The organism is Hoyosella sp. YIM 151337 (assembly GCF_026041215.1).
Taxonomy (GTDB): Bacteria; Actinomycetota; Actinomycetes; order Mycobacteriales; family Mycobacteriaceae; genus Hoyosella.
This window is the reverse complement of the sequence record NZ_JAPEIQ010000019.1, coordinates 11,675-25,542: the sequence shown is the minus strand read 5'-3', so window position 1 is coordinate 25,542 and position 13,868 is coordinate 11,675. Positions and strand designations below refer to the sequence as shown.

Annotated in this window: 13 protein-coding genes and 1 tRNA gene; 1 reads left to right on the top strand and 13 read right to left on the bottom strand. The window is 69.0% G+C overall.

Annotation, left to right across the window (positions count from 1 at the left end; genetic code table 11):
* The first annotated feature begins 17 nt into the window (after nt 1–17).
* Nucleotides 18–94, top strand: a tRNA-Arg gene (locus ONR57_RS09190).
* Here ONR57_RS09190 and ONR57_RS09185 read toward each other — a convergent pair.
* From ONR57_RS09185 to ONR57_RS09125, 13 genes are all read right to left on the bottom strand, one after another.
* Nucleotides 60–1,739, bottom strand: a complete 1,680-nt coding sequence (locus tag ONR57_RS09185) for a recombinase family protein (RefSeq protein WP_265122940.1) — start codon at nt 1,737–1,739, stop codon at nt 60–62. The two genes, ONR57_RS09190 and ONR57_RS09185, sit on opposite strands and share 35 nt — an antisense overlap.
* 184 nt (nt 1,740–1,923) lie before the next feature.
* Complete coding sequence (locus ONR57_RS09180; RefSeq protein WP_265122939.1) at nt 1,924–2,133, bottom strand: hypothetical protein; 210 nt, start codon at nt 2,131–2,133, stop codon at nt 1,924–1,926.
* The gene (locus ONR57_RS09175; protein ID WP_265122937.1) at nt 2,130–2,744 is read right to left on the bottom strand and encodes a DUF4913 domain-containing protein; all 615 of its coding nucleotides are present in this window, start codon (nt 2,742–2,744) and stop codon (nt 2,130–2,132) included. The genes ONR57_RS09180 and ONR57_RS09175 overlap by 4 nt, the downstream gene beginning before the upstream one ends.
* Nucleotides 2,745–2,763: 19 nt before the next feature.
* Complete coding sequence (locus ONR57_RS09170; protein ID WP_265122936.1) at nt 2,764–3,255, bottom strand: single-stranded DNA-binding protein; 492 nt, start codon at nt 3,253–3,255, stop codon at nt 2,764–2,766.
* 91 nt (nt 3,256–3,346) lie between these two features.
* Nucleotides 3,347–5,089 carry a TraM recognition domain-containing protein gene (locus ONR57_RS09165; protein ID WP_265122935.1) on the bottom strand — a complete coding sequence of 581 codons (1,743 nt, stop codon included), beginning with the start codon at nt 5,087–5,089 and terminating at the stop codon, nt 3,347–3,349.
* Nucleotides 5,090–5,112: 23 nt separating this feature from the next.
* Nucleotides 5,113–5,679, bottom strand: a complete 567-nt coding sequence (locus tag ONR57_RS09160; RefSeq protein WP_265122934.1) for a hypothetical protein — start codon at nt 5,677–5,679, stop codon at nt 5,113–5,115.
* Nucleotides 5,679–7,181, bottom strand: a complete 1,503-nt coding sequence (locus ONR57_RS09155; RefSeq protein ID WP_265122933.1) for an ATP-binding protein — start codon at nt 7,179–7,181, stop codon at nt 5,679–5,681. The genes ONR57_RS09160 and ONR57_RS09155 overlap by 1 nt, the downstream gene beginning before the upstream one ends.
* Nucleotides 7,178–8,404: a hypothetical protein gene (locus tag ONR57_RS09150; protein ID WP_265122932.1), complete on the bottom strand. Its 1,227-nt coding sequence runs from the start codon at nt 8,402–8,404 to the stop codon at nt 7,178–7,180. Before ONR57_RS09150 ends, ONR57_RS09155 begins: the two co-directional genes overlap by 4 nt.
* A 119-nt stretch (nt 8,405–8,523) precedes the next feature.
* Nucleotides 8,524–9,996, bottom strand: a complete 1,473-nt coding sequence (locus ONR57_RS09145; RefSeq protein WP_265122931.1) for a PrgI family protein — start codon at nt 9,994–9,996, stop codon at nt 8,524–8,526.
* Nucleotides 9,997–10,003: 7 nt separating this feature from the next.
* On the bottom strand, nt 10,004–11,434 hold the full coding sequence (locus tag ONR57_RS09140; RefSeq protein WP_265122930.1) for a conjugal transfer protein TrbL: 1,431 nt from the start codon (nt 11,432–11,434) through the stop codon (nt 10,004–10,006).
* Between the two features lie 41 nt (nt 11,435–11,475).
* The gene (locus ONR57_RS09135; RefSeq protein WP_308198675.1) at nt 11,476–11,748 is read right to left on the bottom strand and encodes a DUF6112 family protein; all 273 of its coding nucleotides are present in this window, start codon (nt 11,746–11,748) and stop codon (nt 11,476–11,478) included.
* 178 nt (nt 11,749–11,926) lie between these two features.
* Nucleotides 11,927–12,193, bottom strand: a complete 267-nt coding sequence (locus ONR57_RS09130) for a DUF6112 family protein (RefSeq protein WP_265122928.1) — start codon at nt 12,191–12,193, stop codon at nt 11,927–11,929.
* Nucleotides 12,194–12,199: 6 nt separating this feature from the next.
* Complete coding sequence (locus ONR57_RS09125; RefSeq protein WP_265122927.1) at nt 12,200–13,867, bottom strand: M23 family metallopeptidase; 1,668 nt, start codon at nt 13,865–13,867, stop codon at nt 12,200–12,202.
* Nucleotide 13,868 lies beyond the last annotated feature (1 nt).

Here is a 13,868-nt window from a genome sequence, read left to right as displayed (position 1 = left end):
CGGCGGTTGAGTGCCACGCCTCCGTAGCTCAGGTGGATAGAGCAAGGGCCTTCTAATCCCTAGGTCGCAGGTTCGAGTCCTGCCGGGGGCACCAGAGCGTCGTTGTTCAAACCAGCGACGTTCCCGGTTTGATCCGTCCCGTTTCCGCCTGCTGTCTGGCGGGCGAGGGCGGTGGCCTGCACGTCGGGGTTGAACAGGGTGTCGAAGGGCACGCCTGGTTCGGCGTCGATGGCGTCGTCGTCGGTGACGGTGAGGCGTTCGAAGAAGGCCTGGTTGGCGATCCGACGGAGCGAGTCGTCGATGCTCATGTAGATCGCGTGGGCGTTGCCTGCCAGGGCCAGGCAGTCATCGAGGTGGGCGCGGGCCTGGTCGTACTCGATCTCGCTGGCCTCGATGCGTGAGTCGAGGAACGCGATCTGTCGGGCGATGCGGTCCTGTTCGGTCTTGAGCAGGTCCAGTGGCACGGCTCCGGCGTAGTGTGCTTGGAGCAGTTTGGTGCGCTCGTCGTAGAGGCGGTCGCGTTCGGCGACCTGTGCTGTGCGTTCGGTCTTGGCGGTGGCGAAGAGCCGGTCGAATTCGCTGGTGATCAGCTCGCGCAGCGCGGTGACGATGTGGGCGGGTATCTGCACGCGGCGGTAGTGGTCCTCGACCGCGGCCTCGACGTCGGGCACGAACATGGACTTGCGGTCGCAGTTGGTGCGCTTGGAGTGTCGGCCGGCGCAGATGAAGTAGGGGTAGATCACTCCGCTGCGGCTCCGGGCGTTGGACAGGATCAGGCGGGAGCCGCAGGTGCCGCAGAACACGGTGCCTTTGAGGTAGTGCTCGTGGGCTTGGGTCTTCTCGCCGGAGGCCTGGTGGGCGGCGAGCACGGTCTGGACCCGGTACCAGACCTCGGGGGCGACCAGGGGTTCGTGCAGGCCGTCGTAGGTCGCGCCTTTGAACTGCACGTTGCCCTTGTAGTACGGGCTGGCCAGCATCCGGTGGATCGAGGACAGCGCGGGGGCCTTGGCGGGCCGCTTCGGTGTCGCCACGGTGGTCAGACCGCGGTCGATGAGTTCATCGCGCAGCGTCGCCACCGAGTAGTTCCCGGTGGCGTAGGCCTCGAAGGCCCACCGGATGATCGGGCCGCGGTGCGGGTCGATGTCGATGGTGCGGACCTCGCGACCGAGTTCGTCACGCCGGGTGACGTTGAGGTAGCCCATCGGGGCCTTGCCGTTGGTGCCACCGGTGACGGCCTTCTGGTTCATGCCCTTGGAGACCTCGTTGGCGAGGTTGCGGGAGTAGAACTCCGCGATGGTGGACATGATCCCGTGCAACAGCATCCCCGAGGGCGTCTCGTCGATATTCTCGGTCGCCGAGACCAGCAGGACTCCTGCGTCTTTGAGCGCGAGGTGGATGGCGACGTCGTCAGCGCGGTTGCGCGCGAGCCGGTCGACCTTGTGGACGATGCAGTAGGCCACCGGGTGGGTCTTGACGTACTCGATCATCTGCATCAGCGCGGGCCGGTCTGCCTGGCGGGCGGACTCACCGGCGTCGACGAACTCCTCGACGATGACCGCGTTGACCTCCTGGGCCTTGCGCAGGTTCGCCTGACGTTGAGCCGGGATGGAGAACCCTTCGTCCCGGCCGCCCTTGGAGGCCTGCTCCTTGGTCGAGACGCGCAGGTAGGTCACCGCCAGCGTCGTGGTCGCACCGATCTGCTCGGGCGCCGTTGCCAGCGGAGGGTGTGTGGTGCTCATGGGTCGTGTTTCCTTCCCCAACAGGTGGGGCCAACACGAGAGCGCGGGACTGCTCGTGCGGTGCGACGTAGAAAACAAACACGACCCGTGCCGTCCGCTTACGGACGGGCTGGGTAGGCCACGAAGGGCTAATGAACAAGACGCCACACCACGACCACCCGGGTGGCCGCTGGCATGCGTACGCTTACGATTCTACGCCCTGGCCATCAGTCGGCTCAGGAGGACTCTCCTGGCCGTGATTCTCCTGGTGTTCTTGGCGGGCGCGGGCCTGGGCCATCCCGATGAACACCTGGGCGAGCTTGTGCAGGTCGGGGCTGGGACGCAGCTCGGCCTCGACGCGGTAGTCGCGCATCCGCTCCGGCGGAGCACTCGGGCTTTCGGCTCCGGTGGTCATGGCAGCTCTCCGGTGTCGAGGTCGAGTCCGGCGAAGAACGCGTCCTCGGCTTCACGGCGGGCCTGAACCTGCTCGAACACGTACTGCAGGAAATCCTCGCCACGGTCGGTGATCGTGATGTCCTCGATCGCGGGTGCGGGCTCCTCGCCGGGCCAGACCGCCTGCCGGGTGGGCCGGTCATGATCCAGGCGGGTGCCCGAGGCGGCCACCCAGTCGCGCAGCCGAGTACGAGCATCGGCGAAGTCACGGTGCCAGCCGATCGCGGCCGAGGCGTTCTGCTCGGGGTCGTAGGCGCCCAGCCAGTGCAGATGCAGCGCTGACAGCTCCCACACCAGCTCGGGATGGCGGTGCCAGTACGGCGGCAGCACGCTGACGGGCAGCCCGTAAGTGCGGCGCAGCCACGCGACCCAGTCGTTGAGTGCCAGCCACTCGGCTTCCAGGTCGTCGGCGCTCAGCAGGTTCCAGTTCACCGGATGCGGCACGGCTGGCGTGTCGGCGTCGTCGAAGCCGTGCACGTCATCGGTGTCCGGCGTCTCGTCTGCGTCCGCCCTGTTCTCGGCGTCGTGGAAGTCCTCATCGGACGTGTGCTCGTTCGGAGTCTCGTCGTTCATGCTCGTGTCTCCTCTTGGCTCACAGGCCGATGTGTGGCGTGGCGTGCTGGGACTGCGGTGCTCGCCGCGGGGTCTGTTCGATCTGCGACGCCTCCGCGCTGGCGGCCTCCCGGCTCTGGGACCGGCGTTCGAGAGTCCTGCGAGGGGCGCGCCCGGCGGTGTTCTTCGACGGCGGAGTTGCGGGCAGGAACCGGGTGGCCTCGAACTGCTCCTCGGGCTCGCCGGTGTGCTTGTTGGTGTACTCGCGCAGCGAGCCTTGGGCTATGAACCGGTCCTTCTCGCGCAGGTGCTCGATGCCGAACTGGGCAGCCCCCTTGAATGCAACGACGTCGTGGAAGGTGGTCGGCTGGTTCTGCCATCCGGCCTCGGGGTCGTAGTGGCGGTGGCGTTGGCCGGCCTTGAAGTACAGGCGGGCATCGCCGTTCTCGGTGTAGGTCAGTTGCGGCTTGGAAGCCACGAAGGCGTAGATGCTGTCCTTCATCTCCAGCCCAGTCGTCGAATCGGTACTCATCGCACGTGCTCCTGCTCACGCAGCCTCCGGAGCGGTGACCGCTGGGACAGGTAGGTGCACGCGCGCACCACGACGACCGAAGGCGGCGGGCTCAGCGCCGGAGCAACGCTTCGACCTCAGCGCGGTCGGACTTCAACTGGCCGCTGTCTGGACGCGACGGCCAGGGGCGCAGGTCGGTGACGATCGGGGGTGCTGAGCGCAGCAGAGTCACGCCGGTGCCGAAAGGCAGCGTTCTGATCCGATCTGGGGGCAGGATCGGCACCCGGCGGATCGAGCGTTGGTTCGACCTGGTGCCGTGATCGCCCAGGGTCACCGAGTCGGTGTACTCGTCCCGCTCACCAATGAGCGTGGACAGGTCTTGGAGGTCACGGGAGTTGGACGCGCCGCCGAGGATGATCTTGACGATGGAGGCGTCCCAGATCGCGCCGGCGGCGTTGTCGGACCACTTCTCCCGCGCCTGAGCCAACGACTGCAACACCGGCAGGGTCGTGATTCCGGTGCCACCGCCCTCCGCCATCAGCGTCGGCAGGGATGGCAAGGGGGCGAGGTTGCCGATCTCATCCAAAGCCAGCAGCAGCGGTGGATCGAGGCGGGCGCCGGGTGAGCGTGCGGCGATCCGGCGGGCGGTCTCGATGAGGTCTTCGACGAACGCCGCCACCAGAGCGGCGGAGGCGCCGGCTCCAGCCCCGGTAGCGAGCAGGTAGAGGGTGCCGCTCTCTTGGATGAAGGTCTCCGGGTCGAAGTCCTCACCCGCCCGCGGTGAAACAGCATCGAGCACGCGGGGGTCGGCCAGGGCACCGAGGGCGAGTGCGACGCCTTGCCAGATGGAGTCGCGGGTCTTGGGGTCCGAATCGATCATCGCCCCGAGCGAGTCCGCCCACCCGGTGGCGGCTTGGGTGGTGTTGGTGAGGATGGCGACGGCTTCGGCTGCTGCGGTGGGGTCCAGGGTCCACCGGAACAACTCACTCGGTGGCCTGTGCTCCAACGCGGCAGCGTGCAGCAGGGCTTGTAGGGCGGTGCGGGTCTTGCCTTCCCAGAACCCGCCGGACTCCACCCCACCGGCGGAGAGTCCGGTGGCCGATGCGAGTCCGGTGGCGCGGATCATCGCCGTCAACGGGTCCTCGCAGCCGCGGATGGGTGACCAGCGCATCCCGGCGGGGATGCGCTCGGCGAGGTGTTGGGGGTCGAACACCGCCACCGGCCGCCCGTCACGTTCCCGAGCGCGCAGGGTGGCGGTGAGGTTGTCCGGCCGTGTGCTCGTGGTGACCACGGCGCCGGGGGCGTCGAGGATGGCGTTGATGACCACGTGCAGGCCTTTGCCGGAGCGAGGTGGGCCGATGAGCAGGATCGAGTCCTCCACGCTCGCCCACACCTGTCTGCCGCGTGAGCGGCCCAGCAGGTAGCCGACATCGGAGGGTGCCGGGTCGGTCAGCGAGGGACGCAGTGTCGAAGCGCGCTTCAAGAGCGCCTTGGCCGAGGCGGTCTGGTTGACCTCGTGGGCGGTGGCAGTGCCGGCCAGGCGCCGCGGGTCGGTCTCGACCTTGCGCGAGTGGCGACGCAGCCGCACCCACACCCACGACCCGGCGAAACCGAGCCCGGAGAGGAGGAGGGCGGTGGTGATCCAGTACGCGACCGGGCTCAGCCCTTCGGCATCCAACGCCGTCGCGGGGTCGGTGGGGTTGAACAGCACTCCGAGCCCGGATGTGGGACCGGTGGCGGGTTGAGGCGTTCCGGTCAGGAACGCGGCCACCGATCCTGCGGCGCGCAGGACGAACGCGAAGCCGAAGGCGCCGATCAGGGCGACGATGGCGGCGTTGGTCAGCTCCTCGCCCATGCTCCCGGTCTGCCGCTGCCCGCTCATTGTGGAACTCGCCGGATGTGCAGGGTGCCCGAGACCCGGCCCAGCAGCACGACCTCACCGGTGCCGCCGGCTAGGACAGGAGCGAGGTGGTCGATGTCGATCAGGGCGCGGGCGTGGCCGGTGCCGGTGGCGTCGGTGTGAGCGACGACGACGGCGACCGCGATGTCCTCACCGGGCACGAACCCCTCACCGGTGACCTCAACCAGCTCCGGCGCCTTCCGGCGATTCTTGGAGTGCCTGCCGTCGGGCTCCGGAGACGAGGCGCCCGGCGGCTCCGGTGGCTTGGGTTTGCGGGCGCGGATGAGGTCAGTGAACACCGACCCGTCGCTCTCTCGGACCTCGATCCGCACAGTGATGGTGCGGTCGGCGGTGACGGCATCCATCAGCTCGCCGAAGGTGCTGCGCGTCCACGCGTAATCCTGCTGTGGTGGCGGGAACGGTGCGCCGTCGACGGCGACGTCCAACGTTCCGCTCTCAGCAACCGTGACGACGACGTGCGGCAGCAGCACCGGGGACTCGGCGGGGTCCTGCCACGTGGTGCGGCGTGGCTTCGTCGACGCCATCACATGACCCCCTGCGTGAGCCGAGAGCTGGTGTCGAACAGTCCCAACTCGGCGGGGTGGAGCTGATGCTGGGTCACAAAGGAGCGATCCTTGATCCGCCACAACCCCTGCCCGACCCCCAGCGACGGAAGCAACTTCTGCTCGGTGCCGGTCAGTCCGAGCGCGTTCGCGGTGGGTCCGAGCTGGTCGGATTCCTGCCGGTAGACAATCCGGGTCTCCGCGTTGGCCAGCAGGCTGTTGGCGAGGGAGCGCATGGCTGAGCCCTGGTCGCCGACGTTGTCGAGGTCGGAGAGCTTGTGGAAGATCAGCATGTTCGCGATCCCGTAATGACGAGCGAGCCGCCAGTGCGCATCCATCCGCTTCAACAGCGCCGGGTGAGACATGAGCCGCCAGGCCTCGTCGTAGATCACCCACCGCTGACCGCCGGCTGGGTCCAGTAGCGCGGACTCCATCCACGCGCTGGAGCACGTCATCAGCACGCTGATGAGGGTGCTGTTCTCGGTGACGCGGGACAGGTCGAGGCTGATCATCGGCAGCGACGGGTCGAAGGCCACCGTCGAGGGGCCATCGAAGAGCCCCTGGAGGTCACCGGCAACGAGCCTGCGGAGGGCGTGACCGACGAGCCGGCCGTCCTCGGCCAACCTGCCGTCAGCGTCCGTATGTGAGCTGTTGGGGTTGAGGATATGGTCGACGACCATCGGCAGGATCGGCACGTCGTTGTCCCGCACCGTGGTGGTGAGGGCGAGGTCGATGGCGGTGTGCTCCAACGGCGTCAACCCCCGCGCCAGCACCGTCTCGGCCAGAGCACCGATCAGGTCACGACGCCGCGAGGCCACGGTCGTCGTCCACTGCTCATCGCTGAGCCCGCCCGGTCGGTGGCCTTCGTCGAGAGGGTTGAGGCGGGTGTTCAGTCCGTGGCCGAGGACGATCGCCCGCCCGCCGACGGCCTCGGCGACCGCGGTGTGCTCGCCTTTCGGGTCACCGGGGACGTAGACGCGGCGACCGAACGGCAGACTGCGCGTGTAGAGGCTCTTGGCGAGGCTCGACTTGCCGGAGCCGACGATCCCGGCCAGCACGACGTTGGGCGCGGTGATGATCCCGCGGGCATACAAGACCCACGGGTCGTAGACGAACGACCCGCCGGAGTAGAGGTCTTGGCCGACGAACACCCCGTCGGAGCCCAGGCCGCCTTCGGCGACGAACGGATACGCCCCGGCGAGGGTCGCCGAGGTGTCCTGGTGGCGCGGGAGGCGAAACCTCCCCGGCGATCTGAGCGCGGCGGGGCCGGGTTCACCGGCGGCGGGCAGGTAGCGGGCGGCGCGGCGTTCGGCCCGCTCAGCCTCGACCTTCGCGCGTGCGGCGGCCTTCTCGGCGGCGTGCTGTTCGGCTTGGAGCCTCGCCGCGGCCTTCCGGCGCTGCTTGCGCAGCCGGCGGCGCTCCTTGGCGGGGGCGACGAGGACCGAAGTGTGCAGCCGCTCCCGCTCGTCTCCTTCGCCGGTCATAGTGACAGTCCTCGCCCGGACTGGCTGATGGTGCCGGCTGGGCTGGCGTACCAGTCCCGGTCCGCGCCGAGGGCGGCGCGCTGGGCAGCCGGCGCCTCCCGAGCCGGTGCGGGCGCGTGGTGTGGCTGCTCGTTGACGACCGCCGAGGCCGGCCGCTGGACCTCGTGCAATGCGGGGTCTGGTGGGGTGTCGAACTCCCGGTACAGGCCCACATGCCCAAGGCCGTGGTTGTAGGTCAGCGCGTATCCCTCGGTGGTCACGGTCCGATCGGTGCTGCCGGTGGGTGGCTTGTCGTCGTAGACGTACCCGTTCTCCAAGGCCGCCTGGGTGGTCTCCTCGCCATAGTCGTACCCGCTCAGGTGCGCGATGGCCGCTTCGGCGCCGTCGCGGTCGATCAGATCGAGTACCGCATCGGCCTCCTCGCCCTGGAGGAAGGCCACGTTGAGCCAGCGCCGCCCCACCGCCTGTTCGGGCTCGGAGCCGGTGTGCTCGCTCAGCTCGGCCAGGGCGTCCGTGTTGGTGCGGGCGGCCTCGGCCACCCACGCCGGGAACAGGCCCTCGTGCTCCGGGCTGCTCCCAGGGTGGTCGAGCGCGTACTGGCGGGCCTGACCGGCGGCGCTGAGGAAGGTCGCGAGGTCTCGGATGGCGTGGTGGGGGTCGACGGGGGTGCCGGCGCCGGTGAACAGGTCCCGGCCCTCCAGCTCCTGCCCGGTGGTGGTGTCGGCGATCCGGTAGGCGTAGCGCTGGTGTTCACCCACCGGTGCATCGGGCCACACCGTCAACGTGAGCGTCCCTGCCTGCACGGTCGTGGTCTCGGGGTCGCCGCCGAGCCGGGCGGCCAGCCGTTCCCGCGCGGCTTCTCGATCGATGACCGGTTCGGGGTGCCAGGCGATCCTCCCGGAGTGGGAGAACGCCGCGTCGAGCCGGTCGTAGGCCTGATCGAGCAGCGTGCCGGCCTGGTGCAGCTCATCGGCCGCGGCCAGCGCGGACGCCGCGCCCGCGGCCGGGTTGCCGTCATCGTCGAACGCACGATCCCGCGCGTTCAGGTGGGTAGCGGCGAGCTGGTCGAGGACTTGGCGCAGCGACCGCACCCCCGCCACGAGGTCACCGAACACCCGGTAGGTGTCCGCCGGGTCATCGAACACGCGGGATGCGTGGGCCAGGCCCGGCAGTGCTTCGGAGGCTTCGGCCGCATCGGCGAGCGGGTCGTGGAACGTGGGCATCACAGTCTCCAAGACGGTGGGCGAACAGAGAGGGGCGAGCCCGTGGTTCGGGCTCACCCCTCAGGTGCACGCACCACGCCACCGCCATGACTGGGCCGGGGGCCGGCGCCCGTGCACGGTCAGACGCGACGGCACAGTGGCAGCGCGGCGGAGGTGAACGCCGCCGCCTGCTGGCCGACCAACAACCTTGTTTCGCAGGAGGCTTGGATGGCAGCCTGTTCGATCGCTGCCACTCCGGTTTCGAGTTCCTCGACGGTGGGTGCGGATACGGAGATGAGGCCGGTGTATCGCAGGATGCCGTGGCCGGCGGTCAGGTCGGCTTCCTGCTGGAGCACGTCCTGATACTCCGCAGTCTGGGAGGCGTCTTCGATCTGCCCGATCTTCGCCCGCTGCGCGGCATCGGAGATGTGCTCGACCTTCTTCTTGCGGATGTCGCGTGCGGCTTGGTCGGAGCGCATTGGGGTGCAGATCAGCGAAAAGCTCCGTTGGATGCCGGTCGAGAGGAGTACCGGCGACAGGAAGCCGGGGTAGACCATCGAGCGGGGCCATTCGGAGACCCAGAGCACGGCGTGGTGGGCGGAGTCGGTGCGCAGGCGGGTCCAGGTTTCGTTGACCGCGACGGGTCCGGCGGTGGCGAGGGATTGGCCGAGTTCGCCGTGGCGCTCCAACGTGGCGGCGATCGCCGGGTCATAGGCCGAGCGCAGGATCACGGCGATCTCACCCGGGCTCAGCCAGCCCGAAGGTGTCAGGTCGGCCGACCGCAGAGCGGCCACGAGCGTGCTCATCTCTTGGCGCAGGACGGCGGCGGCGCCGCGGATGCCGCCACCAGCGGTTCTGATCTGCCGTGCCGCGTTCTTCATGTCCAACGACAGCGACAGGGTGGTGGCGTGCCGTTCGCCGGCGGGTCCGGCGCGGTCGATCAACTCGGCGTACGTGGTCGCGGCCCAGGTGTCGTCGGCGGTGCCGTGGGCTTCCCACCACTCCACGAGACCGGTGCCCGAGTCCGGCAGGGTGCGTTCGAGGACTTGGAGGGTGGCGATGCGTCCGGAGCGGCAGACGGTGGCCAGGACGCGGCCCCAGGAGGTGACCCGGCGTTCCTGCTCGCCCGGGTCGAGGAGCACGAACGCCGGATGCGACACCTCGCAGACCACGGTGAGGGTCTGGGCGTGGGGGTCATGGATCATCCCGGCGTTCGTTTCGGGGTCGGTGTACTCCCGCAGTCGCGCCATGTCACCCGGCAACGCAAGCGTGCCCACGGGGCGAGGTGTGGCGACTCGGCGCCGGTAGGCCAGTTGTCCGCCGGTCGAACGCCAGAGCCACCAGAACGCGACCGGCAGCCACTCCACCGCGGGCCGTCCGGTAATCGGTATCCACGTCAAAGCGGCGGCGAGTACCCAGACGGGGGCGGTGTAGGCGAGCAGGACGCCGCCACCGGCATACAGCGCCCCGACCACCGAGAGGACGCCGGTGGCGAGGGTGATGAGCTGCGACAGGGACAGACCCAACAACACCCCGCGGCGGGTGAGGCGGGAGAACTTCACCGGCACCAACTCCGATGACGACGAGGCGGACTCGTTCTGCTTGGTAGGCATGGCGGGTTCACTCCTTCCCGGTCGACTTCAGGGCCGGCGGCGGGGGCTGCTTCGGCGGCCGCGCCTTCGCCCCTGACGACCCGCCCGTGGGCGCCTTGGGCTGAAGCGTCGATGGCGGGGGCGCCTGCGCGGACGGTGGTGGGGTGCTGCCGGCCTGGCCCGCGGAGTCGGCGGCGGCCTCGCCATGCCCACCGAGGGCCGCGCCGGCCTTGGGTCCGGCGGTCGCCGCGTCCTTGGCGACCTTCGCCGCGACCACGGCCGCTGCCGCAGGCCCCGCCGCCGCAGCACCAGCGCCAGCACCGGCACCGGCGCCTGCTCCACCGCTTGCCCCGGCGCCGCTGCTAGCGGCCGCCTTCCCACCACCGGCCCCCGGTGACCCACCACCGCTGGATGCCTGCGGTTTCGGGTTCTTCGGCTCCGGTGGCTTCTTCCCACCACCACCGTTGTCGCCCTTGTCCCCACTGCTGTCGTCGAGGACCTTCTTCGGCTCATTCCCGCCCTGCGGCTTCGAGGGGGTGGGGAAGGGCCGGTTGAGGGCGTTCTTGGCGTCCTGCTCCGAGCCGATGGCGTGGTACATGTCGAACCCGACGAAGTTCAGGAACTTGTAAGTCATGTACGGCGCGAAGGCGGCCATCGCCATGAGCACGATCCCCGCGATCGGGTCAGCCACCGAGGCCAGGTCCCCGTCAATCGGTGCGGAGACCTGCGTGATGGCGACGAGGAACATCACCACCAGGACGAGCTTGGAGACGATGAGGGCGATGACGAACATCGCCCACTTGCTGATCCACCCCTTCGTGGCATCCCACGACGCCCCCGAGAACGCCAAAGGTGCCAGGACGATCGCGACCAGCAGCAGCGCCTTCCGCACCAGAAGACTGAGCCAGACGATCGCCGCGGCCGATATCGCCAGCCCGGCGAGGAAGATCGTGATGATCGCGCCGACGCCGGGTGCGGCGATGTTGATCCCCACCAGGCCCGCGGCGAGCAGGGTGATCTTGTCGCCCATCGACTCGGTGGTCTCGCCGGCGGCTTGGATGATCCCGATGCAGAGCTGATCGACGATCTCCAACAACAGAGCCGTCAGGGTGATGACCACGAACGACCCCAGCACCGACTTCGCGAGGCCGAGTGCCGCGCGGGACAGTGCGGTGGGGTCGCGGCGGATCAGGCCGGTGATGAGCTGGAGGCAGAAGAACAGCAGCATCACGAACACGGCGATGCCGAACAGGATGTTGTAGACCGCCACGTACTCGTCGCTGGTGACATCCACGAGGGTGGTGGTGTCGAAGACGGACCAGACGGCCTCGAATAACCAGCCAGCGGCGGCGCCCATCGCGCCGGCGAGCCAGTCGAACGGGGCGGAGACCAGGCTAGCGGCGGCTTCGCCGGCGGTGTCGCAGACGGTCGAGACGAGGGGGATATCGCACACACCCACCGCAGATCACTCCTTAAACGAGCAGAGTCGAGTGGGTGGGGTCAGACCTGTTGGCCGACGTCCCAGAAGAAGTTGATGAGCGTCACCGACGCCCCGCAGATCACGGCGGCGCCGCAGCTCACGAGGACGCCGATCTTCCCCCTGCCCGCCAGGTGAGGGTTGGAGGAGTTGGCGCCGAAGCCCCACACGATCGCCGAGATGATCAAGGCCAGGACGGAGAGGATGAGGCCGATCGTCATGACCGCGCCGACGATGGTGCGGAGCTGGCTGATGCCAGGCAGGCCGGAGTCGTTGGGGTCGATGTTGATGTCCATCGGCAGCACGGCCGGCAGTGCGGTGGCGGCCACGGCGGTGGTTTCGGTGATCAGGCTCAGGACGGTCATAGCGGGGTGCTCCTTCGGGGCGTCGGCGAGATGAGCGTTCTCGTCGATCAGGTGCACCGCCCGCCCCACACGGGCGGAGCCGATGAGGGGTCGGCTGGTGGGGCGTGATTCAGAGTTGCTGGCCGAGGTCGATCAGCCAGTTCAGCCACGCCACCCCGCCGCCGGCCAGGACCGCGGTGCCCAGGGCGGTCCAGGCGCCGATCCTTGATTTGGTAGCGGCGGCGTGGTGGCCGTTCGCGGTCGACAGCGCCCACACGATCGCGCAGACGATCAGCATCAGCACCGCGATGATGAGCACGAAGGTCAGCAGCGCGCCGATGACCTCCCGCAGGTCACCGATCCCTCCCAGGCCGTCGAAGTCGGGGAACACGTCCATGCCCGATCAGCTCCCAGCCCGGACGGTGACATGGAGGTGGTCGGCGTGCGAGCCCGTGATGCTGTCGGGATCGTGCATGCCGCCGCCGTCGTAGGGTCGCCAGCCCTCAGCGTCGCGGGCGGCCGACCAGATGAGGCCGTCCCAGATCAGATACTCCACCCCCAGCGTCTCGGCGTGGTCCTTCATCCAGTTCGTCACCTCCCACCCGAGTTCGCGCTGCTCCGGGGTCGGGCGCTCGCCGATGGCGTTGCCGAACGTCCCATCACAGGCTCGGCCGAGTGGGTGTTCGGAGACGGTGCCGGGGCGGGGTGAGTAGCAGGACCAGCTCGTGTCTGGGAACGCGGCGACGGTCTGGGTGTAGAGGTGCAGCATCCGCGCGGTGATCTGCCCATCCGAGGTCGGATCGTCCACCATCCTGTCGGGGTCGCCGTCGAAGGGGTCCGGCTCACCACCCGGTGTGCCGTTGCTGGGTTCGCAGTCGCCGTCGGGTGCGCCGGTCTCGGGCTCGGGGAGGTCCGCGGCGTCGTGGGCGTTGAGCCAGGCGGCGGGGTCGGTGTGCTCACCGTCGGTGCCGCCGAGGCGGACCTCGAAATGCAGATGCGGCCCCGTGCTGTTGCCGGAGCTGCCGGTGTCGCCGATGTGCTGCCCGCCCGTCACCTGGTCGCCGACCTGGACGTGGATGCCGTGCTCCCACATGTGCGCATACGCCGTGGCCATCGTGGCGCCATCGATCTGATGCTCGATGACGATGAGGCCGCCGTAGCCGCCGGAGAACTCCGCGACCGTCACGGTCCCGTCCGCGGCAGCCAAGAGGGGTGTGCCGTCGGGGGCGGCGAAGTCGGTGCCGGTGTGGAAGGAGTCCTCGCCGGTGATCGGATGCACCCGCGGCCCGTACTCGCTGGTGAGCACCCAGGTGCCCTCGGGCATCGGGAACACCACCCGCGACGTGCCCGCCGTTGTCGTCTGCGCAGCCGGGACCACAGCATCGCCGCCAGACGCGTCCGTGCCGGCCGTTGTTGTAGTGGTGAGGGTGGTCAGGATGGATTCGGCGACGGGCTCGTAGTTCCGGTACCGGTCCGGATACGCGCTGACCTCGACGGCTTGGGCGGCCTCGCCCTTGTCCATGTCCTCCCACCCGGGAATGTCCAACAACCCCCGCGGTGAGGGGTGGTTGGGGCCGGTGGGTCCGCCGAAGAACGCCTCGGCCTGGTAGACGGGGTCCATCAGCTCCGCGACCGTGCCCCAGCCCGATTGGGGGCGCATCTGAAACAGGCCCAGGGAGTCGTGGTCGGAGCCGTCCCCGTCGTTGGGGTAGTCCGCCGACTCGGGATAGGCGCTCGTGTTCGACAGCATCCGCAGCGTGGACTCGGTCAGTGCAGCCATCAACGCGATCACCAGCCCATCGCGGGTGATCCCCTCGATGCTGTTGCCGGTCTCGATGATCGTCGCGGCATGGGTGAGCTGGGTCCGGTTCAGCGTGAACGTCTCACCATTCGCCGCGGTGACCTCCAGCTCGTCGGGGACGTCGCCGACCGTGACGTTCGAGCCGCCGGGGATGGTGCAGGAGCCCGTGGCGCTCAGGGCGGGGTTCATCACCACGCCGATCCCGATCAGCACCAGTGAGGGGGCGAGGAAGACCAGGGCGAGGGCGGCGATGGCGAGCTTCTTCAACACG

Excerpts from the sequence above, each read along its gene's own strand:
- ONR57_RS09185 (WP_265122940.1), bottom strand. The coding sequence starts at position 1,739 with ATGAGCACCACACACCCTCCGCTGGCAACGGCGCCCGAGCAGATCGGT.
- ONR57_RS09180 (WP_265122939.1), bottom strand. The coding sequence starts at position 2,133 with ATGACCACCGGAGCCGAAAGCCCGAGTGCTCCGCCGGAGCGGATGCGC.
- ONR57_RS09175 (WP_265122937.1), bottom strand. The coding sequence starts at position 2,744 with ATGAACGACGAGACTCCGAACGAGCACACGTCCGATGAGGACTTCCAC.
- ONR57_RS09170 (WP_265122936.1), bottom strand. The coding sequence starts at position 3,255 with ATGAGTACCGATTCGACGACTGGGCTGGAGATGAAGGACAGCATCTAC.
- ONR57_RS09165 (WP_265122935.1), bottom strand. The coding sequence starts at position 5,089 with ATGGGCGAGGAGCTGACCAACGCCGCCATCGTCGCCCTGATCGGCGCC.
- ONR57_RS09160 (WP_265122934.1), bottom strand. The coding sequence starts at position 5,679 with ATGGCGTCGACGAAGCCACGCCGCACCACGTGGCAGGACCCCGCCGAG.
- ONR57_RS09155 (WP_265122933.1), bottom strand. The coding sequence starts at position 7,181 with ATGACCGGCGAAGGAGACGAGCGGGAGCGGCTGCACACTTCGGTCCTC.
- ONR57_RS09150 (WP_265122932.1), bottom strand. The coding sequence starts at position 8,404 with ATGCCCACGTTCCACGACCCGCTCGCCGATGCGGCCGAAGCCTCCGAA.
- ONR57_RS09145 (WP_265122931.1), bottom strand. The coding sequence starts at position 9,996 with ATGCCTACCAAGCAGAACGAGTCCGCCTCGTCGTCATCGGAGTTGGTG.
- ONR57_RS09135 (WP_308198675.1), bottom strand. The coding sequence starts at position 11,748 with ATGGACATCAACATCGACCCCAACGACTCCGGCCTGCCTGGCATCAGC.
- ONR57_RS09130 (WP_265122928.1), bottom strand. The coding sequence starts at position 12,193 with ATGGACGTGTTCCCCGACTTCGACGGCCTGGGAGGGATCGGTGACCTG.